Origin of the sequence: Kitasatospora sp. NPDC088346, assembly GCF_044740765.1 — a bacterium.
Taxonomy (GTDB): domain Bacteria; phylum Actinomycetota; class Actinomycetes; order Streptomycetales; family Streptomycetaceae; genus Kitasatospora.
Map to the genome: position 1 here is coordinate 230,196 of NZ_JBIURH010000002.1, position 20,309 is coordinate 250,504.

The window sequence follows — 20,309 nt, forward strand, 5'->3', positions numbered from 1 at the left end:
GCGGAACCGGCGGAACCGCTACTGCCGCACCCGCTCAGCAGTAACAGCAGAGCCATCCCACCAACCCCAACCACCCCAGGGCGCAACACATTTCCGCGCTGCCGCATCGCCCCACCTCGCCGCGGCCGCCACATCCGTGACCATGGCCGCAGAACTCGTCCGCCGTCCCACTGTGTTGCTGCGGGGCCATCGATTCTTCGCCAGCCCACCCCGGCACGGCAACACCCCGGGCCCTCTGACCTTACGCGGAAGGTGGATCCGTTGGGGCACTTTCTCGCCACAGAACTGCCAACAGTTCTTCAGAAAGCGACAATCCGGCCAAGGCGCCCCGCACGGCCGCGCGATTGCGCATCAGCAACCGCCCGCCCTCTCCCGGGGTCAGCAGCCTGGCCGCCGCCGTGCCGCCCGCCATCTCGCCCCACGCCAACTGCGCCTCCACCGGCGCCTGGAGCTCCTGCGGACCGACCGCGGCCGCCGCCCCGGGCACCCCGTGCTCCAGTACCCGGCCGAGGGCCCAGCTGAACGATCCTTCACCGCCGGGCAGGACGGTCTCGCGCCCGCGTCTGCCGCCGACCCACCGGCCGACCCGGCCCCACAGTGGCACCCGCGAGTGGCTCAGCAACTCCCCCGCGCCGTCCTCGCGGCCGAGCGCGGCCCAGGTGTCCTTGTCCGCCACCGCGTCCACCAGCAGCAGGGTCTCCTCCTGGTCCCCGTGCACCATCGCGCTGGTGACCCAGTCCCAGGCGAGCCCGCGCCGGTAGGCGTTGTCCGGCGTGGAACCGGCGGTGACCAGGGCGATCCGGCGCCCGTGCCGGTCGGCGACCAGCTGTCCGAGCAGGCAGACCACCAGCCAGCGGGCCGGCCGCTGGGACGCCTGCCGCAGGACGGTGAGCAGACCGTTGGCGTCGGTGTCGGGTGCCGGCCGGCTGACCCGGCAGCCCCGGGTGCCGGCGTCGAAGGTCCGGCCGGGCAGCACCTGTGCCAGGTGCTCCGCGCCCTGCGCCGCGCGCGCGGACCCGGCGTAGCCGCGCTCGGGCCCGCCGTCCGCGCCGATCACCACCAGCTCGATGCCGCCGCCGGTCATCCGTACCGCCCCCATCCGTGCCGCTCGCCCGCGCCCGTGCGCCCGGTGGTCCCCCCGTGCCCGTCCGGGCCGCGGGCCGGGTGTCCGTCCGCCGCACAAGCTACCGTCGCCGTGACCTCGGCGGGCCCGCATCCACCGCATCGGGTGAGGGGCCGCCACCCGGTCGGCCCCGGGGCCGGCCCGCGCCACGGCACCCGCCACGGCACCGCCACGCCGTGCACCACGGCCGCACGCCGTCACCGCACGCCACCGCACGCCACCGCCGCATGCCGTCACCACCGGACCGGCGCCCGGGACCAACGGACGGCGGCCGCGGGACCATGGTCCCTGTCGCGGACCACCGGTACCCTGCACGATCGGACCATGGACCGTGACGACCGCCTGGAGGCGCTGGGCGAGGCCGAGTGCCGCCGCCTGCTGAGCACCGTGCCCGTGGGACGCGTGGTGTACACCGAGCACGCGCTGCCGGCCGTCCTCCCGGTGGACTTCGAGGTCGCCGCGGACGGGCGGCTGCTGCTGTCGCTGCGCGAGGACGGCGGGGACGGCGAGACCTCCCGGGCGCTGGACGGCACGGTGGCCGCCTTCCAGGCGGAGCTGCTGGACCCGGAGAGCGGGCGGGGCTGGAGCGTCCTGGTGCACGGGCGGGCCGAGCTGGTGCGGGTCCCCGGCCGGACGGAGGGCGGCGCGCCGACCCGGGTGGTGATCACGCCGGAGCTGGTCCGCGGCCGCCGGCTGGACCGGGTCGGCCGGACCCGCCGACCCGGCGGGGACCCCGCTGACAGGTGACCCGCGAGTAGGCATACTCTCCGGAGCCGGTGGTCGACGGCCCGCCCGGGCCGCCCGCCGGCGCCCGGAGCCCCTCTCCCACTGGAGCGCACCTTGACCAGCTTCGCCTCCCTCACCGACCTGGCCGCCGCGGTCGGCACCGAGCTCGGCACCAGTGCCTGGCACACCATCGACCAGCGGCGGGTGGACCTGTTCGCCGAGGCGACCGGCGACCACCAGTGGATCCACGTGGACCCGGAGCGCGCCAAGGACAGCACGTTCGGCGGCACCATCGCGCACGGCTATCTGACGGTCTCGCTGATCCCGGTGCTGGCGAAGGAGTGCTACCAGGTCGAGGGCGTCCGGATGGCGCTGAACTACGGCTCGGACAAGGTCCGCTTCCCGGCCCCGGTGCCGGTCGGCAGCGCCGTCCGGGCGACCGCACTGCTGCTGTCGGTGGAGGACGTCCCCGGCGGCGTCCAGGCCGTGGTCCGCTTCACCATCACCGGCGAGGGCAGCACCAAGCCGCACTGCGTGGCGGAGACCATCACCCGCTTCTACACGGCCTGAGCCGCCGTCGGAGCACCGTCGCCCCGGCCCCGGACCCGCCTGTGACCGGGGCCGGGCCGGGGCCCTGCGCCGCCGTGTACGCCGAACGGACCGGCGAGCCCGTTTCCACCGCGTGAGTGGGGCATTTGGCCGGTAATGTCCGCAGAGACGGCTGTCGCACGGCTCCTGGCCCACCCGGCTGCCGTACGCGCCTCGGCACGCCGACCCCCGGCCGGACCGGCCGGCGGTGCGGTCGTACGGATGTCCCGACCGTGGAGGTGCCGTGCCCAGCTCCGTCCCCTGGATCTCCCGAGCCGCCGGCCGGGCCGCCGGCCGCACGGTCGACCTGGCCCTCCAGCTCGGCGCCGAACTCGCCAACCCCGGGCGGCTGAAGGCACTCCCCAGGGAGACCTGGCACCGGGTCCGCACCGAGGCCTTCGGCGCCGATCCGACGGGCTACCGCCTCTGGCGGATCCAGAACTCACCGAACTACGCGGACGGCGCGTTCCGCAACCCCGTCCCCACCAGGCGCCTGGTGTACGAGCGTTCGCCGCTGGAGGCGACCCGGGCGCAGTTCACCGGCGACAAGACCCGCCGGGCGCCGGTGGCGGCGGTGCCGGTGCACCGGCTGCTGCCCGCGGAGCTGGCCGCCCCGCCGGCCTCGGGCCTGCGGCTGACCTGGCTGGGCCACGCCTCCGTGCTGGCCGAACTGGACGGCCGCCGGGTGCTGTTCGACCCGGTCTGGGGCGAGCGCTGCTCGCCGTTCCTGGGGATCGGCCCCAAGCGGCTGCACCCGGTGCCGCTGCCGCTGCGCGAACTGGGCCCGGTGGACGTGGTGGTGATCTCCCATGACCACTACGACCACCTGGACATGCCGACCGTGAAGTGGCTCGCCCGCACCGGCACCGTCTTCGCGGTCCCGCTCGGCGTCGGCGCCCACCTGGAGCACTGGGGCGTGCCGACCCGGCGGATCGTCGAGCTGGACTGGTGGCAGTCGGCCGAGGTCGCCGGACTGACCCTGACCGCCGCCCCGGCCCGGCACTACTGCAGCCGGGGTCCGCGCACCAGCTCGCACTACCTCTGGGCGTCCTGGTCGGTGGCCGGGCCGAAGCACCGGGTCTTCCACAGCGGGGACTCCGGGTACTTCCCCGGCTTCACCGAGATCGGCCGGCGGCTCGGCCCGTTCGACGCGACCATGATGCAGATCGGCGCCTACAGCGACTACTGGCCCGAGGTGCACATGACCCCGGAGGAAGGCGTCCGGGCCCATCTGGACCTGGGCGGGGCGGTGATGCTGCCCGTCCACTGGGCCACCTTCAACCTGGCCCCGCACCCCTGGGACGAGCCCGCCGAACGAACCGTCGCGGCGGCCACCGCGCTCGGCGCGGTGCTCGCCGCGCCCAGGCCCGGCAAGCCCTTCGAGCCGGCCGACCCGCCGCCGCTCAAGCTCTGGTGGCGCGCCGTGGCGGCGGCCGCGCCGGAGCAGGCCGGGCTGCGGGTGCCCGAGCACGTCGCCGTCGCCCCGGTGGCGAAGCCGGCCACCGTGGAGGACGGCGGCGTCCCGGTCTGACGACGGCCTCGCGGGGCGCCCCACCGGTCGTACGGCCGGTGGGGCGCCTCGCGTCATCCCGCCGCCAGGACCTCGTGCAGCGCCCGGGCCTGCCTGACCAGCCGCCCGGCGCCGCCGCGGGCGCCGGCCTGCGCCACCTCGGCGATCGGCCCGCGCGCCGAGCAGCGCCGGGCGCAGTCCGCACCGAGCGCCAGCAGCTCGCCCGCGCCGTGCACCGGCCGGTCGCCGAGCAGGCCGGGCAGGGCCGGGGCCAGGACCGACCAGACCGTCCGGTGGGCACCGGCGTCGGCGGCGGAGCGCAGCGCGGCGGCCGCCCGGTTGGCCTTCACCACTCCCCCGCGCACCAGGTCGGCCAGGCCGGCGCCGAGCAGCGGTCCGTCCAGGTCACCGCGGGCCGCGAGGACCAGCAGGGCGTCCACCGCCGCCGCCCGGGCCGCCCCCGCCGGGGCGCCGAGGCCGTGGGCGAGGGCCGCGTGCACCGCCCGGCCGGCCGGGCCGCCGCTGCCGGCGAGCAGCGGCAGGATCTGCGCCGGGCCGCGCCGGTCGGCCGCGGCGACCTCCGCGAAGGCCCACTGGAAGCGGGCCGCGAGCTCCTCGCGGTGGCCGGGCAGCGCGGCGACCCAGTGGGCGGCGCTGCGTTCGAGCCAGAAGCTCTCCGTGCGGTCGGGACGGCCGTCGACCGGCCCGACCAGCCGGGCCGCGTCCGGGGGCAGCGGCTCGTCGGTCCGGGCGCCGGGCAGGGTGAAGGCGGGCCGCCGCAACCGCTCCGGCCAGCGACTGCGGCGCCGGGCCCGGTCGGGCGCCGGCGGCACGGCCTCCTGCCGAGGCAGGCCGCCCGCCCGCAGCCAGCGGGCCAGCCGCTGTCCGGCCGGGGACTCCAGCCGCTCGGCGGCCGGTGCGGCGGCCGGATCGGGGACCACCCGCAGCAGTGCCTGGCCGAGGTCCACCGGGCCCGGGGTCGCGCTGGCGGCCTCGTACGCCGCCAGCCGGTCGATCAGGACCGCCGGGTCCAGGGTGCCGACGGCGTCGGTGGGGACGGCCAGCAGGAACGGTGGCGGCGCGGCGCAGACCTGCCAGGCGGCCTCCTCCAGCCGGGCCGCCAGCTGGGCGCCGAACGGGGAGGTCCGGTTGCCGCGCAGCGGTGAGCGGCCCGGCGTCCGGGCGGACCAGGCCTGCTGGGGCGTCAGTTCGCCCGCCGCGGCGGCCGCGACGTAGCGCAGGTCCCGGGGCGTGCAGTCGGCCCACCGGTCGGCGGCCCAGGGGTGCGGGCGCAGCACCGGCCGCAGGGCCTCGGCGAGGGCGGGCCGGTCCAGGTGGGAGTGGCGGACCAGGCCGTCCAGGGTGCGTTCGAAGGCCGGCACGTCCGGGTCGCCGTGCAGGAGGGCGGCGAGTTCCTCGGCCACCTCGGCGGGGCCGGTGAGCGGGCCGGGCAGCGGTCGCGGGCCGGGGGCCGGCGGCAGGTACTCCCGGTACGGCTCGGCCGCATCGGCCAGGTCGATCCCGAGCAGGTCGGCGGCCCGCACGTGGTGGGCCGGGTCGAGGGCCTCGGCGGCCGTGCGCAGGACGGGCAGGACGGCATCACCGGCTGCCGGCAGGTGCCGGGCGACGAGTCCCAGGGCGCGCTCCTGGGTGGCCGGGTCGGGGTGTCCGAGGGCGGGTGCCAGGGCGAGCAGGACGGCTCCGGCCCGGCTGCCGTCCCGTCGGGCGGCCCGGTCCAGCCAGCTCAGCTGGGCCCTGACCAGTTTCTTCTCGGTGCGGAAGAACACCGCGGCGCAGGCCTCGGCCAGCAGGTCGGAGTCGAGCGGGCCGGTACCGGGCGGGCCGGCGCCGGCCGCTCCCGCGGCGTCCAGCTCGGTGAGGACCTGCTGCGCGTGGGCGGCCACGGTCGACAGGCCGTCCAGCAGGGCCAGGTGGCTGCGCAGGTGGGCGGCGTTCTCGGCCGGGGTCGGCGCGAGCTCTTGGAGGATCCGCAGGAACCCCCGCTGGTCGTTGGCCGGGCCGCCGCGCAGCAGCCGGGCCAGGCACCGGTCGATCAGGGCGGCGCGGTCGACCGCGCCGCCGTCGGCGAGCCGGGCCAGGCAGGCCGGCCAGCCGTCCGCGTCCTGCGGCCGGTCCGCGGCGAGCAGGACGCCCGTCCCCGGCACCTCGAACAGCCGGGGCACCAGGACCGGCACGAACGGGTCGTGCTCCAGCCGCTCCCGGAGCGTCGGGTGTGCGGCACCGAACCGCGGGGCGCTGCGGTGGCGCAGCCACTCGGCCACGAAGGCGTCCGAGGACGGCACGGGCATGCCGGTCGCCAGCACCAGCCGCTCCAGCAGCGGGTACTCGTCCCAGTTCCAGCTGCGGGCCGGCCGCCGCGCCAGCCGGGTGGTCACGGCGATCTGCCACTCCACCGGCCGCGAGCGCAGGACGGTCCACAGTTCGGGCCGGTCCCAGCTGCCGCTCGTACGGAAGTCCTGGCCGCCGATCCAGGCCGCGGCGGCGGACGGGGCGCTGTGGCAGCCCGCCCCGGCGATCAGCAGTGCGGCTCGCACCGCCACCGGCACCCGCCACCACTCGCCGCGCTGCTCGCGGCGCAGGGCCGTCAGCCCGGCCAGTTCCGCACGCCGCTGGTCGGTGGTCAGCTCGCCGAGCTCGGCGACGGTACCGGCGAGGTCGCCGCGGGCGACCCGTTCGAGCAGGCTCACCGGCCCGCCCCCGTCGCGCCGGGGCCGGCCGGCCGGACGGCCGGCGCGTGGGAGCACGGGCCGCGCCCACCACGGTACTTGGCCCACCACAGGCTGGTGCGGCCGAGGCTGCCGTCGGCCGCCGTGCGGACCCGGTGGACGTGGTCGTCGACGGTGACCCTGGTGACCGTCCCGTCCGCCGCGGGCCGGACCGCGCCGGCGGCGACCAGGTCGCGTGCCGCGCGCAGCCGGGGGTTGCGGGCCTCGGCCCGGTCCGCGTCGTAGCCGATCTGCCCGGCGGTGCCGAGGACGGTCGGGGCCGCCCGGACCCGGTCGGGGGTCAGCCCGGGCTGGTCGGCCGGGTCGGCCACCGCGGTCCGGGGTTCCCGGGCGAGCAGCACCGCGATCAGGTCGGCGTCCCGGGCCGCGTCCACGCTCGCCAGCGCCGTGAGCACGCCGCCCTCGGAGGTGGTGACCTCCAGGGCGCCGGGGCCGACCGCGAGGTGCGGCGGGTCGGTGACGTCGACGTCGGTGGTGCCGTGACCGACCGGGGCGCCGTCCGGACCGCCGGCGAGGACGTCGAGGCGGGCGTGCACGCCGCAGCAGCCGGAGCAGGACTCGAAGCGCAGCCGTTCGCCGTCGGCGGTGACCACCGGGTCGAGCGAGGCGCGCAGCAGCGGCTGGTGGTGGCGGGCGGCCGGGGCGGTCAGGAACCCGTCGAGGAACCGGGGGTTGGCCACCCCGCCGACGGGCGTGCGGCCGCCCGAGGTGGCCGGCGCGAGGGCCGGGCCGCCTGGCCGGGCGGTCGGCGCCGAGGGCTGGAGGCAGGCGTACGCCTGTACGGTTCGGGTCATGGCCGGAACGCTAGGGCGGGGCACCGACAGCCGCCCTGTTCTGGAACGCGTTCCAGATCCACTCCTGTCGTCCGGGTCACACCGCCGCCCGCACCGATCTGCCAGGATGGGCCCGTGACGGATGCCATGAACCAGGAGACCGTCGGCGCGGGCCCGGTCCGGCCGTTCGCCGAGCTGCTGCGGATCGAGGAGCTGGACGAGAACCTGTTCCGGGGCCGCTGCCACGCCGGGGCGCCGATGCGTGCCTTCGGCGGTCAGGTCGCGGCGCAGGCCCTCACGGCGGCCGGACGGACCGTCGACCCGCGGCGCCTGGTGCACTCCCTGCACGGGTACTTCCTGCGGCCGGGCGATCCGCAGCGGCCCATCGTCTACCAGGTCGACCAGGTCCGGGACGGCATGTCCTACGCCACCCGGCGGGTGACGGCGGTGCAGCGCGGCGAGGCGATCTTCACGCTCTCCGCCTCCTTCAAGGTGCCGGAGGAGTCCGGCGGGCGGCAGCGCACCATGCCGCCGGTGCCGGGGCCGGACGAGCTGCCCGACCCGTTCCTCGCCTGGGAGCGGGCCGACCCGGAGGACTTCGCCCGGTCCACCGACTTCCGCACCCTGGAGCTGCGCTTCATCCCCGCCGGGACACCCGGCCTCCCACCGGAACTCCCGGGCGTGCCGCAGCAGTTCGTCTGGCTGCGGACCGGCACACCGCTGCCGGCCGACGACCCGCTGATCCAGGTCTGCGCGCTGACGTACCTCTCGGACCTCACCCTGGCCTCCACCACCGCCCTCCACCTGCAGCCGCACCGCTTCCAGCGCACCGGGCCGCCGCTGATCACGCTCGCCTCGCTGGACCACGCGATGTGGTTCCACCGGCCGTTCCGGGCCGACGACTGGCTGCTGTTCGCCCAGCGCAGCCCGTCCGTCTCGGACGGCCGCGGCCTGGCGCTCGGCGAGTTCTACGACCGGGACGGCCTGCTGGTCGCCTCCGCCGTCCAGGAGACCCTCGTGCGCGAACGGCGCGGCACCCCCCGCTAGGCCCGGCGTTCACGCCGGCGCGCCGGAGCGGGCCCGCGCCACGCCACAACCACCGCTCCCCCAGCAGCAGTTGACACCCCGGCGTGGCCGCCGCGCCGACCGCGGACACCCTGCCCGCCCCGGACGCCCACGGCGACCGGACGGCCGGACCGGCGCCGATCAGGCCGCATACCGGCCCGGCTACCCGCCCCGTATCATGGGCGGGTGACCAAGGTTGACCTGTCACCACGGCCGGTGGAGGCGATGTCGCCCCGTCAGCTCGAACGGCGCCGAAGCCTGATCCAGGCCGCCCTCGCCCTGGTGACCGAGATCGGCGTCGAGCGGCTCCAGATGAAACAGGTGTCGGAGCGCTCCGGGGTGGCCCTCGGCACCGCCTACCGGTACTTCTCCTCCAAGGACCACCTGCTGGCCGCCGCGATCGCGGACTGGCACCGGCTGCTGCTCGCCGATCTGGTGGCCGAGCAGCGGGGTCCGCGCTCAGGCCCTTCCGGCACCGACCGGACGGTCCGGTTCGTCCGGCACGGGATGCGGGCCTACCAGCGCCAGCCGGAGCTGGCCCGGCTGCGGGTCGCGGTCGCCACCTCCACCGACCCGTTCGCCAGCGAGGCGCTCCAGGGCATGGCCCGGGCCGACCGGGCCGCGCTGGACGAGGTGATGTCCGAGGTCCCGTCCTCCGCGGGGGAGTTGGTCCGGCACATCGTCGGCCACGCCTGGCAGGGCGAGCTGACGGCCTGGGTGACCGGCCGCACCACGCTGGACGACGCCCGGCGCCGCCTGGAGGACGTGGTACGGCTGGTGCTCACCCCGTACGAGCCCCGCTGACCCGGCCCCGGGGACGGTCGCCCGCAGGCCCGCACCGGCCGCCCCGATCACCCGTTCGGGCGAACCGGAACCCCCCTCGCCACCTGCGCGGACATCCCGTCGTCAAGCTCCTGTCCAGACTTAACCCGGACGTATCGGCCGTTAACACCGCACTGGCATGCTCACCGTCATGAACGCCCAGTCGTCCCCCGCCCCACGGGCACCACGGGACACCGCCTTCCCGCTGCCCCAGCGCCACCGCCGCCTGCTGGCCTGCACCGCGGTGGCCGCCTCCCTCGCGCTCGGCGCCCTGGGAGTGGGCGCCACCGTGGAGACCTTCCGGCCCGCCGGCCCCGCGGCCAGCGCCGCCGCCCGCTGAGTGGTGGGGCCCGGCCGACGAGCGGATACTGCAGGTGACCATAGGTCGTCGGCCCGAGGAGGCACCATGGCTACCGGCACCGTGCGGACGTACTACCCCGAACACGGACACGGCTACATCGTCCCGGACGACGGCGGCCCCGAGCTGACCGTCTACTACGACTCGATCATGGGCATCGAGGACCACCAGCTGGAGAGCGGACAGCCGGTCGAGTACGAGCCCACCGTGCAGGAGCTCCGCCCGGTCGCCGAACGCGTCCGGCCCACCTAGGCCCCAGGGTCCGTCCGCACCCTCCCGCCCGTCCGGCGGAGCCGCAGGACCGCGCCCCGGCCCCGGGTCAGCCCGGGCGGCCGGGGCCTTCCGCCCCCGGGGCCAGCCGGTCCTGCGGACGCGAGTGCCGGCCCGGGCCGGTCGTCGGCTCCGGTTCGGCCTCCGGGGCGTAGCGGGCGGCGGGCGCCCGCAGCAGCCAGGCACGCCCGGCCGGGGCGATCAGCCCCATCCGTTCGAGCAGCGCCAGCACGTCCCGGCGGAAGGCCGGACGGTCCGCCAGGTACTCGGGGCTCCACCCGGCCCGCAGGCCGTGGTCGTCGGTGACGTCGCCGAGCGCGCCGTCTATCAGGGCGTCCGGTATCAGCACGGCCGGCGGAACCGCCTCCTCGGGCAGCGGCCGCAGTTCCTCCACCAGCTGCCGCACCAGCAGCAGGGCGGCCTGCGCCAGGGTGCCGGTGCCGGGCAGGGCGAGGTCGGTCAGTTCGTCCGCCGGATCCAGCAGGGCCACGCCCTCGGCCCGGACCTCGGCCCGCAGCCCGAGGAACTCGGCGAACAGCGCGGCCTCGGCCGCCCCGTTGCGCCGCAGCCACTCCCGCTCGCCCGGGGAGAGCTCGTCCAGCAGCACCACCGGTGTCTCCACCAGCAGCCGGCGGACCGTCAGCTCCGGTCCCGCGGCGGGCAGCTCGGGCGCCGGGGCCAGCGCGGCGGCCAGCTCCCGGTCGACCGTCGGGGCGCCCTCCCGGTCCCGGTCGACCACCTGCCAGTCGCGCAGCACCGCGAGCGCCTGCGGCTGGTCGAGGTCGGGCGCCCGGCCGTCGGCCAGCGCGCCGAGCGCCAGCACCAGGCAGGCGTACGAGGCTGGGGTGAAGCCCGCCAGGGCGCGGCCGGGCACCGGGGCCTTGCGCAGCCGGGCGTGCCGGGCGGCCACCGTCAGCCGGTAGCCGAGCACCCGCTGGAAACGCTCGGCGAGCCAGTCGGCGTGGCGGTGGATCAGCGCGAAGCCCGCCGCGTGCGGTCCGGTGTCGGTGACCAGCGGGTGGGCCAGCAGCAGGCGGGCGGCGGTGCGGCGTTCGACGGCCGCGGCCGGCTCGGCGGGGCCGCGCGGGCGCTCCGGCTTGCGGTGGCGGCCGGCCGTGCCGTGCGGGCCGTTCGCGCCCTGGCCGGCGGCGTCGCGCCGGCCGCGGCGGTAGTGCAGCGGGCGGGTGCGCAGCGCGGCCGACTGGTGCGCGGACGTCCCGTGCCACCAGCTGGTGCCGGCGGGTGTCGGGTCGTCCGGGTCGAGCGCGCCGCCGAAGTGCCGGGCTCCGTAGAGGCCGAAGGCGGCGGTGAACAGGTCGTGGGCGGCCTCCGGCGAGGCGTCGGCCAGCCGGGCGGCGAGCTCCTGCGCGGCCGGGTACAGGTCGGCCGACGGCTGGGCCGTGAGCTGCCCCGCCCCGCCCGCGCGCCCGGTCCCCGTGCGATCCCGCGCCTCCCCGGCGCCGGTCGCGTGCTCGTGCTGCTCCATGTCGCCCACCAGAGTAGACGGTGGCCCCCGCCCGCCGCAGGCTCGCCCGCCCGCCCGGCCCGGCCGCGCACCCCGCGGCTACGCGCCGGTAACAACCCCTTCCGCTGGTCCTCGGCCGTCGCCTATCGTCTCCGGCATGCCGAACCTGCCCGACGTCGTGCTGTGGTCGATACCCGCCTTCGTGCTGCTCACCGTCGTGGAGATGGTCTCGTACCGGTTCCACCCGGACGACGAGGAGCAGGGGTACGCGGCCCGGGACACCGGCACCAGCCTCGGCATGGGACTGGGCAGCCTGCTGTTCGACGCCGGCTGGAGGATCCCGGTCCTGGCGATCTACTCGGCGCTGTACGAGCTGACCCCGCTGCGAGTGCCGGTGCTGTGGTGGACGGTGCCGCTGATGCTGCTGGCGCAGGACTTCTGCTACTACTGGCAGCACCGCGGCCACCACGTGGTCCGGATCCTGTGGGCCTGCCACGTGGTGCACCACTCCAGCCGGCACTACAACCTCTCCACCGCCCTGCGCCAGCCCTGGACCGGCGCCACCAGCTGGGTCTTCTACGTGCCGATGGTCCTGGCGGGGGTGCACCCGGCCGCGCTGGCCTTCTGCTCCTCGGTCAACCTGGTCTACCAGTTCTGGATCCACACCGAGCGGATCGACCGGCTGCCCCGGCCGTTCGAGTTCGTCCTCAACACCCCCTCGCACCACCGGGTGCACCACGCGTCCCAGGGCAGCTACCTGGACCGCAACTTCGGCGGCATCCTGATCGTCTTCGACCGGGTGTTCGGCAGCTTCGCGCCGGAGACCACCAAGCCGGTGTACGGCCTGACGAAGAACCTGGACAGCTTCAACCCACTGCGGGTGGCCACCCACGAGTACGTCTCGATCGCCCGCGACGTGACCCGGGCCACCGGCTGGGGCGACCGGGTCCGCCACCTCATCAACGGCCCGGGCTGGCAGCCCGGCACCATCGACCGCCCGGAGGGCACCGCCGCATGACCATCACCCGACGCCTGCGCACCGCCCGCGGCCTGCTGGCCGGCTTCGCCGCCACCTCGGCCGCCCACCTGGGCGCGATCGCGACCGGCGCCACCGTCCTCCAGCACGCCACCAAGCCGGCCCTGATGCCGCTGCTGGCCGCGCACACCCTGGCCCGCAGCCCCCGGGCGCCGAAGCTGCTGGCGCCGGCCCTCGTGCTGAGCGCGGGCGGGGACGTGGCGCTGCAACTGGACAGCGACACCGCGTTCCTGGCGGGGATGGGCTCCTTCGCGGCCGCACACGTCTGCTACGTGACGATGTTCGTGCGCCAGGGCGCGCTCGACGACCGGCGCCGGAGCCTGCTGGTCGCGGCGGCGTACGGGGCTGCCTGGGCCACGATGATCAGTCAGCTCTGGCCAGACCTGGGCGACCTGAAGGCCCCGGTGGCCGTCTACAGCCTGCTGCTCGCCTCCACGGCGGTCACCTCGGCCGGCCGCGGCTGGCGCACCGGGGTCGGCGGGGCGCTGTTCCTGCTGTCGGACTCGCTGATCGCCACCCGGATCGCGGGCTGGAAGCAGCTCCCCGGCCACGGGCTGCTGATCATGTCGACGTACATCGCCGCGCAGTACCTGCTGGCCTCCGGCACCCTCGCGGCACTGGAGTCGGACGGGCCGGACCCGGCGGAGAAGCCCGCCGACGGCTACACCGCCGGCCGGGCCGCGGTACGGCTCAGCGCCCCGGCGTGACCACGGGGCGCTGAGCGGGGGCGGACGTCCGGGGCATCAGGACTGCTGTCCGTCGCCGGTGCGGCGGCGCAGCAGCCAGAACCCCGCGACACCGGCCGCGACCAGCACGCCACCGGCCGCCAGCTGACGGCCGTCGGTGTCGATGGAGCCGCCGAGGCCGGTGCCGACCGAGCCGTGCGGGCCGCTCGGCTCGCCCGACCAGGCGGGCTCGGCCGGCTCGGTCGACGGCTTGGCGGGCTGGGTGGACGGCTTGGCGCCACCGGTGGCGCCGCCCATCACCCAGGAGCCCGATCCCGTGACGCCGACCGCGCCGGTGAAGGTGTCACCGTTGGGGCACTTGCCGTCGATGCCCCAGGAGTTGCCCTGGGGCGCCTTCTTCACGGCGCCGGTCAGGTCCTGCTGGGCGACCAGCTTGGCCGGGCCGCTGTACTTGCCGTCGGGGCCGACGGTGAGGGTGGCCGAGCCGCCGACGAAGGCCTGGGAGTTGGCGGTGACGGTCTTCACGGAGCTGGTGTCACAGGTGACGCTGACGGTGACGGTCTGACCGGACGCCGCCTCCGCCGGGCTGACCCACGCGGGCGCGACGTCCTTGGCATGGGCCGCCGGCCCGGCGAGACCAAGCAGGGTGGTCGCGCCAAGCAGGGCTGCGGCGGCCGTACGCGTGCGACGCATGCCGTACCTCCAAGGTTCTCGGGTGTAGCGGGCGGACGCCGACGTCCACGTGATCGAACAGCTACACCCGGTTACCCGCGACGCTAGGCAGCGCCACGCCGTGCGGCCACCCGGTAGGGCCCGTTCGGGTCCCTCCGGCTACCCTGCGTCACCAACTCTCCGGGGGCGAACGGCCGCTCAGAGATCCAGATCGACCACCACGGGCGCGTGGTCGGAGGTGCCCTTGCCCTTGCGGGCCTCACGGTCGACGTAGCTGTCCGTCACCGCGTCCGCGAAGGGCTTGTTGGCGAAGGTGAGGTCGATCCGCATGCCGCGGTTCTTCGGGAAGGCCAGCTGGCGGTAGTCCCAGTAGGTGTAGGGGCGGTCGTACTTGAGCGGGCGCGGCACCACGTCCTGGAGGCCCGCGGCGGTCAGCGCGGCGAGGGCGGCGCGCTCGGGCTCGGTGACGTGCGTCAGGCCGGCGAAGGCGGCGGGGTCGAAGACGTCCTCGTCGGTGGGGGCCACGTTGTAGTCGCCGAGCACCGCGAACGGGCGGGGGCCGGCCGCGTCCTCCAGGACGGCCCTGCGCAGTGCCTCCAACCACTCCAGCTTGTACTGGTAGTGCGCGTGGCCGACCTCGCGGCCGTTGGGCACGTACACCGACCAGACCCGGACGGGCCCGCAGGTCGCGGCGACGGCCCGGGGCTCGACCTCGGGCAGCAGCGCGCCGTCGGCGAGGTAGCCGGGCTGCTCGGGCAGGCCGCGCACGACGTCCTCCAGGCCGAGCCGGGAGAGCACCGCGACGCCGTTCCACCGGCCGACGCCGTGGGCGGCCGTCTCGTAGCCGAGCTCCCTGACCTCCTCGTACGGGAAGGCGTCGGCGGCGCACTTCAGCTCCTGGAGGCAGAGCACGTCCGGCCGGGCGCCCTCCAGCCACTCCAGGAGCTTGGGCAGCCGGGCGGTGACGGAGTTGATGTTCCAGGTGGCGATGCGGACTGTCACGGCTGGCGGCCTTCCGGGTGCTGCGGACGAGGGGCGGGCGCCCCGGCGCGCACGGACCGCTTCCGGACCGCACGGACCGCACCTGGGCACCCACCCCGAACATACCGTCCGGCACCGACAACCCCGGAAGGCTCAGCGGCCGGGCACCACCACCGCGGCCGACCCGCCGCCGCGCCGGACCGGCTCCGCGGCCGCGCGCCAGCGGCCGTCCGGCAGCCGCTCCACGCCGGTGGCCGCACCGATCTCGCCGCCGTCCACGAAGACGTGGCCGAGCGCCTCCAGCCGGGCCCGCTCGGGCAGTGCGAGGAAGGCCGGTTCGGCGGTGGTGGCGGCGGTGTTGCGCTGGCTCGCGCGCGGGGCGGCGATGGCCTGTTCCAGCGTCAGCCCGCGGTCGATCCGGCCCAGCACCACCTGGAGCGCGGTGGTGATGATGGTCGAGCCGCCGGGCGAACCGGTGGCGAACAGCGGCCGGCCGTCCTTGAGCACGATGGTCGGCGAGATCGAGGACCGCGGGCGCTTGCCCGGCCCCGGCAGGTTGGGGTCGGGCACACCCGCCGTGGCGGGCGCGAAGGAGAAGTCGGTCAGCTCGTTGTTGAGCAGGAAACCGCGGCCGGGGACGGTGATGCCGCTGCCGCCGGTCTGCTCGATCGTCAGGGTGTAGGAGACCACGCTGCCCCAGCGGTCGGCGACCGTCAGGTGGGTGGTGCTCGGGCCCTCGTACGTCTCGGCGACGGCCGGGCCGTTGCTCGCGCAGGCGGCCGGGTGGTACGGGTCGCCGGGGGCGAGCGGGCTAGTCAGCGCGCGGGCCGGGTCCACCAGGCAGGCCCGGGCGGCCGCGAAGGCCGGCGAGAGCAGCTGCGCGGTCGGCACCTGGACGAAGCGCGGGTCGCCGACCCAGCGGCCGCGGTCGGCGAAGGCGATCCGGCTCGCCTCCAGGAAGCGGTGGTAGTACTGGGTGTCGTCCAGCCGGGAGAGGTCGCTCTGCCGCAGGATGCCCAGCGCCTCGCCGCCGGTGGTGCCGCCGGAGGAGGAGGGCGCGATGCCGTTCACCTCCAGGCCCCGGTAGGCGACCCTGGTCGGCTGCTGGAGCAGCACCTGATAGGCCGCCAGGTCCGCGGTGGTGACCTGGCCGGGCCGGGCGTTGCGGCCGGAGGCCGGGTCGACCGGCGGGTGCTGGAGGGTGCGGACGACGTCCGCGCCGATCGGGCCGCGGTAGAGCGCGTCGACGCCCTTGCGGCCGAGCTCGCGGTAGGTGGCGGCCAGTTCGGGGTTGCGGAACCGGGAGCCGACCACCGGGAGCGCGTCGTTCGGCAGGAAGAGCCGGCGGGTGGCCGGGAAGTCCTTGAAGCGGCTCTGGTTGAGCGCGGTCTGGTCCTGGAAGGTCTGGTCGACGGTGAAGCCCCGGTCGGCGATCCGCTCGGCGGGGCGCAGCACCTCGTCGAGGGAGCGGCTGCCCCAGAGCCGCAGCGCCCTGTCCCAGGTCGCGGGGGCACCGGGCACGCCGACGGACAGGCCGCTGGTGACGGCGTCGGCGAACGGCAGCGGCTTGCCGCCCTCCAGGAAGAGGGTCTCGTCGGAGCGGCGCGACGCGGTCTCCCGGCCGTCCAGGGTGGAGACCCGGCCGGTGCGGGCGTCGTAGTAGACGAAGTAGCCGCCGCCCCCGATGCCGGCCGAGTAGGGCTCGGTGACGCCGAGCGCGGCCGCGACGGCCACGGCCGCGTCGACGGCGTTGCCGCCGCGGCGGAGCACCTCGATGCCGGCCGCGGTGGCGTCCGCGTCCACGCTCGCGACGGCCCCGCCGTATCCGGCGGCCTCCGGGACCTTGGGCGGGGGTGCGGCGGCCCGGGCGGGCACGCCTCCCGCACAGACCAGGGCTGCGGCGATCGCCAGAGCGGGAACCGAACGGGCCAGGACTCTCATACGGACCTCCTGAGGCAGCGTCAGTTCCCGTTGTTTCACAGGTGTGGTGGACAGGACAACCGCGCATCGACGCACTACCGGCCGGTAGGTTCCCGAGGCCGGCACCCCGACCGCTCCGTACGGATCGCCACCGCGCACGTCCTGGCGGCCGCCTCCACCGATGCCTGCGCAGCCTGCCGGATCCCGGGGCGTCCGGCCTTCCGTGACGGGACCGGGCCGTGTCCGACGAACCGGCTCCGTCGGCGGGAACGACGAAGCGGTGCTTCCCACAGCGACTTCCGCCGCTGTGGGAAGCACCGCTTCGTCGGTACTTCGTGGTGCGCGAGGGGGGAGTTGAACCCCCACGCCCTTTCGGGCACTGGAACCTGAATCCAGCGCGTCTGCCTATTCCGCCACCCGCGCCCGAGTGATGAGGAAATCGTACCCGATCCTCGGCGCCCCTCCGACCAGCTGGTCGGGGGCCGGCTAGCGGAGCGAAGCGCGCTCGGCGCGGCGGCGTTTGACGGTGCGGAAGCGGCGGGCGACCTGACGGGCCAGGTCCGCGGCGCCGACCAGGCCGGCCTCGTTGCCGAGGGCCGCCGGCACGATGCCCGCCTCGGGGCGGAAGCCGCGGCCGGTGAGGGTGCGGCGGAAGGCGTCCTGGGCCGGGGCGAGCAGCAGTTCGCCGGCCTCGGAGACGCCGCCGCCGATCACGAACCGTCCGGGGTCCAGGGCGGCGGCCAGGTTGGCGATGCCGACGCCGAGCCAGTGACCGACCTCGTAGAGCAGCTCGACCGCGATCGGGTCGCCGTCCCGCGCGGCCTGGGTGACCAGCGGGCCGGTGATGCCCGCCGCCGTACCGCCGGCCCGGGCCAGCAGCGGCTGGACCACCGGGGACTCCTCCTCGACCAGTCCGCGGGCCTCCCGGACCAGCGCGTTCCCGGAGGAGTACTGCTCCCAGCAGCCGCGGTTGCCGCACGGGCAGCGGTGGCCGGCCGGGACCACCTGCATGTGGCCGAACTCGCCGGCCAGCCCGTACTTGCCCCGGTCCACGTAGCCGTCGCGGACCACCGCGCCGCCGATGCCCGTCCCCAGGGTGATCATCACCATGTGGTCCTCGCCGCGCCCGGCACCGAACCGCCACTCGGCCCAGGCGGCGGCGTTGGCGTCGTTCTCGACGATCACCGGGAAGCGCAGCCGCTCGCTGAGCGCGTCCCGCAGCGGTTCGCCGCGCCAGTTCAGGTGGGGGGCGAAGAGCACCGTGGAACGGTCCGCGTCCACCCAGCCGGCCGCGCCGACGCCGACCGCGTGGACGTCGTGCTTGTCGGCGAGTTCGAGCACAAGCTCGACGATGACGTCCTCGACCACCCGGGGGCTCTTGCTCTTGTCGGGGGTCTCGGTGCGCACCCGGTCCAGCACCCGGCCCTCGCCGTCGACCACTCCGGCGACCACCTTGGTGCCGCCGATGTCGACACCGATGGTGGGCAGCCGCAGCACCCCGGCCGGCAGGGTGCGCCTGCGGCGGTCGGCGCCGCGCTGGCCGATGCCGAACAGGGTGGGCAGGGCCGGCGGCCGCGCGCTGTCGTTCGGGCTGGTCACTGGGGTGGACGCTCCTTCGGGTCGGGGCGGCGGAGCTCGTGGCCGAGCGCGGCGAGTTCCGAGCCGCCCGCCATCGCGGTGGTGAGCCGTTCGAGGCCGATCTCCGCGCGCGGGTGGCTACCCGCCATCCTCCCCCGTCGCAGCGGTGGGACGTGCTCACCCACCGGATGGGCGTGGTGCGGGCTGCGGGTGATCAGCACCACCCCGGGCCCGGCGTCCCGGGCGGCGGCGCCGTCCACCCGCTGGTCGATCGCGGTCCGGACCGGCCGCACCTGGTTCCTGGTCCGCGCGTCGTCGGAGTGGAGGAGGGTGCGGTTGCCCTTCACCGCGGCGCCGCGGCCGCCGGTGCCGCTGCACGCGTCCGTCAACAGGAACACCCCGTGCGGCACCACCGTCGTGCGTGCTCCCACTGTGACGCTCCCCCCTTCGCCGCGGCCCGTGGAGACCAGTGTCGGCGCCCGGCGGTCCCCGGTCGAGATCGCGTACGGCCGCCCGGGTGAGCCGCTCTGACGGCACGGCAGTTCGAGCGGCGGTGTCCGGCCGGGTCGGGATATGCCTGGGAACAGGTCGGGCCCGCACCGTGCGGCCGTCCGGTCGGGTGGCAGACTTGGGTCGGCGCTCGACCGGGACTCACAGAAACGTGATGTTCCTCTCAGGTTTCCTTCAGTTCGGCGAGCAACTGATCACCCGTTCCACCCCGTCTGATCCATTGGAGCACGCCCTGGGCGCCCTGAGCCCCGGGCGACCGCAACCCGGATACGAGAAACAATCCATGCAACTGACTGGCACACCATTCCTCGTCGTCACGATGATCCTCGTGCCGATCTCCATCGCGGCGGCGCTGCTGCTCTGGGGGCGGGTGCGCGGGCCCAGGCCCGTGCAGATCCTGTCCAGGCTGGTGATGATCCTCTTCTGCCAGGTGACGGCCGTGACCATGGTCTTCGTCATGGTCAACAACGCCAACCTGATCTACGGGAACTGGGACGACCTGCTCGGCACCGGCGACCACGTCCGGGCCGTCCCGAAGGTCGCGGCCGACAGCGCGGGCAACGGCTCGGACGGCAAGACCCGCGCCAAGGTGATCCAGTCCTTCAAGGGCGTCGGGGATCCGAAGGTGCCGAACGACGTGCAGCACACCGAGCTGAAGGGCGAGGTGTCCGGCGTGGACGGCGAGGTGCTGGTTTGGCTGCCGCCCCAGTACAACGACCCCGCCTACAAGGACAAGAACTTCCCCGTGGTCGAGCTGCTGCCGGGCTGGCCGGGCTCGTCCAAGACGTGGTTCGGCACGCTCAAGGTCTCCGACCAGCTGAAGCCGATGATGCAGCGCGGCGAGGTCTCGCCGTTCATCCTGGTCTCGCCGCGGACCAACCTGCTGGGCGACGACGTCGACACCGGCTGCGCCGACGTCAAGGACAAGGTCAACGCCGACACCTGGCTCTCGCGGGACGTGCCGCAGATGATCCTGGACAACTTCCGGGCCGACCCGTCGGCCGACCGCTGGGCGGTGGCCGGGTACTCGGCCGGCGGCCACTGCGCGACCAAGCTCGCGGTGGAGCACCCGAACCGCTACCGGGCCGGCGTCAGCCTCTCCGGCTACAACGACCCGGCGCAGGAGTCGCACTCGCTGACCGCGAAGGACCCGGTCCTGCGGGAGAGGTCCAACCCGCTCAACATCCTCAAGGCCGCCGCCACCCCGCCGAAGACCGCGCTGTACGTCAGCGGCAACAAGGGCGACGGCTACGAGGCCGCGGTGGCACTGCGGGACGCGGCCAAGGCGCCGACCACCGTCACCCCGGTGGAGACCACCGGCCCGCACGCCAGCGACGTCTGGAAGCCGATGGTTCCCGACATCTTCAAGTGGCTGTCGGGCGTCATCCCCGCCCAGCACTGACCGCACCGGGCGGCCGCCGCCCGGACGCATACCGATGCCAAGGGGCCCCCGGCAGCTGCCGGGGGCCCCTTGGGCAT

At 75.6% G+C, this 20,309-nt stretch carries 18 protein-coding genes, 1 tRNA gene and 1 pseudogene; 10 read left to right on the top strand and 10 right to left on the bottom strand.

All coding sequences use genetic code 11. From position 1 onward, the window contains the following. Positions 1-241: 241 nt before the first annotated feature. Positions 242-1,099: a hypothetical protein gene (locus tag ACIOFR_RS04620; protein WP_400992396.1), complete on the bottom strand. Its 858-nt coding sequence runs from the start codon at positions 1,097-1,099 to the stop codon at positions 242-244. Positions 1,100-1,447: 348 nt separating this feature from the next. Here ACIOFR_RS04620 and ACIOFR_RS04625 point away from each other — a divergent pair, with 348 nt between their 5' ends. From ACIOFR_RS04625 to ACIOFR_RS04635, 3 genes are all read left to right on the top strand, one after another. Next, entirely contained in the window at positions 1,448-1,870 is a 423-nt protein-coding gene (locus tag ACIOFR_RS04625; RefSeq protein ID WP_400992398.1) for a pyridoxamine 5'-phosphate oxidase family protein, read from the top strand. A gap of 93 nt (positions 1,871-1,963) precedes the next feature. Continuing rightward, entirely contained in the window at positions 1,964-2,419 is a 456-nt protein-coding gene (locus tag ACIOFR_RS04630; protein WP_400992400.1) for a MaoC family dehydratase, read from the top strand. A 367-nt stretch (positions 2,420-2,786) separates the two neighbouring features. Next, a complete protein-coding gene (locus tag ACIOFR_RS04635) occupies positions 2,787-3,968 on the top strand; it encodes an MBL fold metallo-hydrolase (protein WP_400992817.1) in 1,182 nt (393 codons plus the stop codon). 53 nt (positions 3,969-4,021) lie between these two features. Here ACIOFR_RS04635 and ACIOFR_RS04640 read toward each other — a convergent pair whose 3' ends face one another. Together ACIOFR_RS04640 and ACIOFR_RS04645 are read right to left on the bottom strand one after the other, a co-directional pair. Beyond that, positions 4,022-6,655, bottom strand: a complete 2,634-nt coding sequence (locus ACIOFR_RS04640; protein ID WP_400992402.1) for a DUF6493 family protein — start codon at positions 6,653-6,655, stop codon at positions 4,022-4,024. Continuing rightward, the gene (locus ACIOFR_RS04645) at positions 6,652-7,488 is read right to left on the bottom strand and encodes a hypothetical protein (protein ID WP_400992404.1); all 837 of its coding nucleotides are present in this window, start codon (positions 7,486-7,488) and stop codon (positions 6,652-6,654) included. The genes ACIOFR_RS04640 and ACIOFR_RS04645 overlap by 4 nt, the downstream gene beginning before the upstream one ends. 114 nt (positions 7,489-7,602) lie before the next feature. Here ACIOFR_RS04645 and ACIOFR_RS04650 point away from each other — a divergent pair, with 114 nt between their 5' ends. The 4 genes from ACIOFR_RS04650 to ACIOFR_RS04665 all read left to right on the top strand — a co-directional run bounded on the left by ACIOFR_RS04650 (position 7,603) and on the right by ACIOFR_RS04665 (position 9,964). Beyond that, entirely contained in the window at positions 7,603-8,514 is a 912-nt protein-coding gene (locus ACIOFR_RS04650) for an acyl-CoA thioesterase (protein WP_400992406.1), read from the top strand. 204 nt (positions 8,515-8,718) lie between these two features. Then, the gene (locus tag ACIOFR_RS04655) at positions 8,719-9,336 is read left to right on the top strand and encodes a TetR/AcrR family transcriptional regulator (RefSeq protein WP_400992407.1); all 618 of its coding nucleotides are present in this window, start codon (positions 8,719-8,721) and stop codon (positions 9,334-9,336) included. A 169-nt stretch (positions 9,337-9,505) separates the two neighbouring features. Continuing rightward, positions 9,506-9,694: a hypothetical protein gene (locus ACIOFR_RS04660; protein ID WP_400992409.1), complete on the top strand. Its 189-nt coding sequence runs from the start codon at positions 9,506-9,508 to the stop codon at positions 9,692-9,694. Between the two features lie 66 nt (positions 9,695-9,760). Then, entirely contained in the window at positions 9,761-9,964 is a 204-nt protein-coding gene (locus ACIOFR_RS04665) for a cold-shock protein (RefSeq protein ID WP_400992410.1), read from the top strand. Between the two features lie 67 nt (positions 9,965-10,031). Here ACIOFR_RS04665 and ACIOFR_RS04670 read toward each other — a convergent pair whose 3' ends face one another. Then, complete coding sequence (locus tag ACIOFR_RS04670; RefSeq protein WP_400992412.1) at positions 10,032-11,468, bottom strand: DUF2398 family protein; 1,437 nt, start codon at positions 11,466-11,468, stop codon at positions 10,032-10,034. 136 nt (positions 11,469-11,604) lie between these two features. Between ACIOFR_RS04670 and ACIOFR_RS04675 the strand changes: the two genes are divergently transcribed. Continuing rightward, positions 11,605-12,465 carry a sterol desaturase family protein gene (locus tag ACIOFR_RS04675; protein WP_400992414.1) on the top strand — a complete coding sequence of 287 codons (861 nt, stop codon included), beginning with the start codon at positions 11,605-11,607 and terminating at the stop codon, positions 12,463-12,465. Next, positions 12,462-13,190: a lysoplasmalogenase gene (locus ACIOFR_RS04680; RefSeq protein WP_400992415.1), complete on the top strand. Its 729-nt coding sequence runs from the start codon at positions 12,462-12,464 to the stop codon at positions 13,188-13,190. The genes ACIOFR_RS04675 and ACIOFR_RS04680 overlap by 4 nt, the downstream gene beginning before the upstream one ends. Positions 13,191-13,226: 36 nt before the next feature. Here the strand turns inward: ACIOFR_RS04680 and ACIOFR_RS04685 are convergent, their stop codons facing one another. The 6 genes and pseudogenes from ACIOFR_RS04685 to ACIOFR_RS04710 all read right to left on the bottom strand — a co-directional run. Continuing rightward, entirely contained in the window at positions 13,227-13,862 is a 636-nt protein-coding gene (locus ACIOFR_RS04685) for a hypothetical protein (RefSeq protein WP_400992417.1), read from the bottom strand. A gap of 177 nt (positions 13,863-14,039) precedes the next feature. After that, positions 14,040-14,843, bottom strand: coding sequence for an exodeoxyribonuclease III (locus tag ACIOFR_RS04690; RefSeq protein WP_400992419.1), 804 nt, complete (start codon positions 14,841-14,843; stop codon positions 14,040-14,042). Between the two features lie 132 nt (positions 14,844-14,975). Further along, positions 14,976-16,763 (bottom strand): gamma-glutamyltransferase, encoded by a 1,788-nt coding sequence (gene ggt, locus ACIOFR_RS04695; RefSeq protein ID WP_400992420.1) that lies wholly within the window; start codon positions 16,761-16,763, stop codon positions 14,976-14,978. Positions 16,764-17,078: 315 nt separating this feature from the next. Further along, positions 17,079-17,165 (bottom strand) — tRNA-Leu (locus ACIOFR_RS04700). A gap of 63 nt (positions 17,166-17,228) precedes the next feature. Next, positions 17,229-18,341 (bottom strand): ROK family glucokinase, encoded by a 1,113-nt coding sequence (locus ACIOFR_RS04705; RefSeq protein ID WP_400992422.1) that lies wholly within the window; start codon positions 18,339-18,341, stop codon positions 17,229-17,231. Further along, positions 18,338-18,571: pseudogene (locus ACIOFR_RS04710) on the bottom strand (sugar ABC transporter ATP-binding protein); the annotation flags it as partial. The pseudogene ACIOFR_RS04710 and the gene ACIOFR_RS04705, both read right to left, overlap by 4 nt. A gap of 578 nt (positions 18,572-19,149) precedes the next feature. Between ACIOFR_RS04710 and ACIOFR_RS04715 the strand changes: the two are divergent. Beyond that, on the top strand, positions 19,150-20,232 hold the full coding sequence (locus ACIOFR_RS04715) for an alpha/beta hydrolase (RefSeq protein WP_400992818.1): 1,083 nt from the start codon (positions 19,150-19,152) through the stop codon (positions 20,230-20,232). The last annotated feature ends 77 nt before the right edge of the window (positions 20,233-20,309 follow it).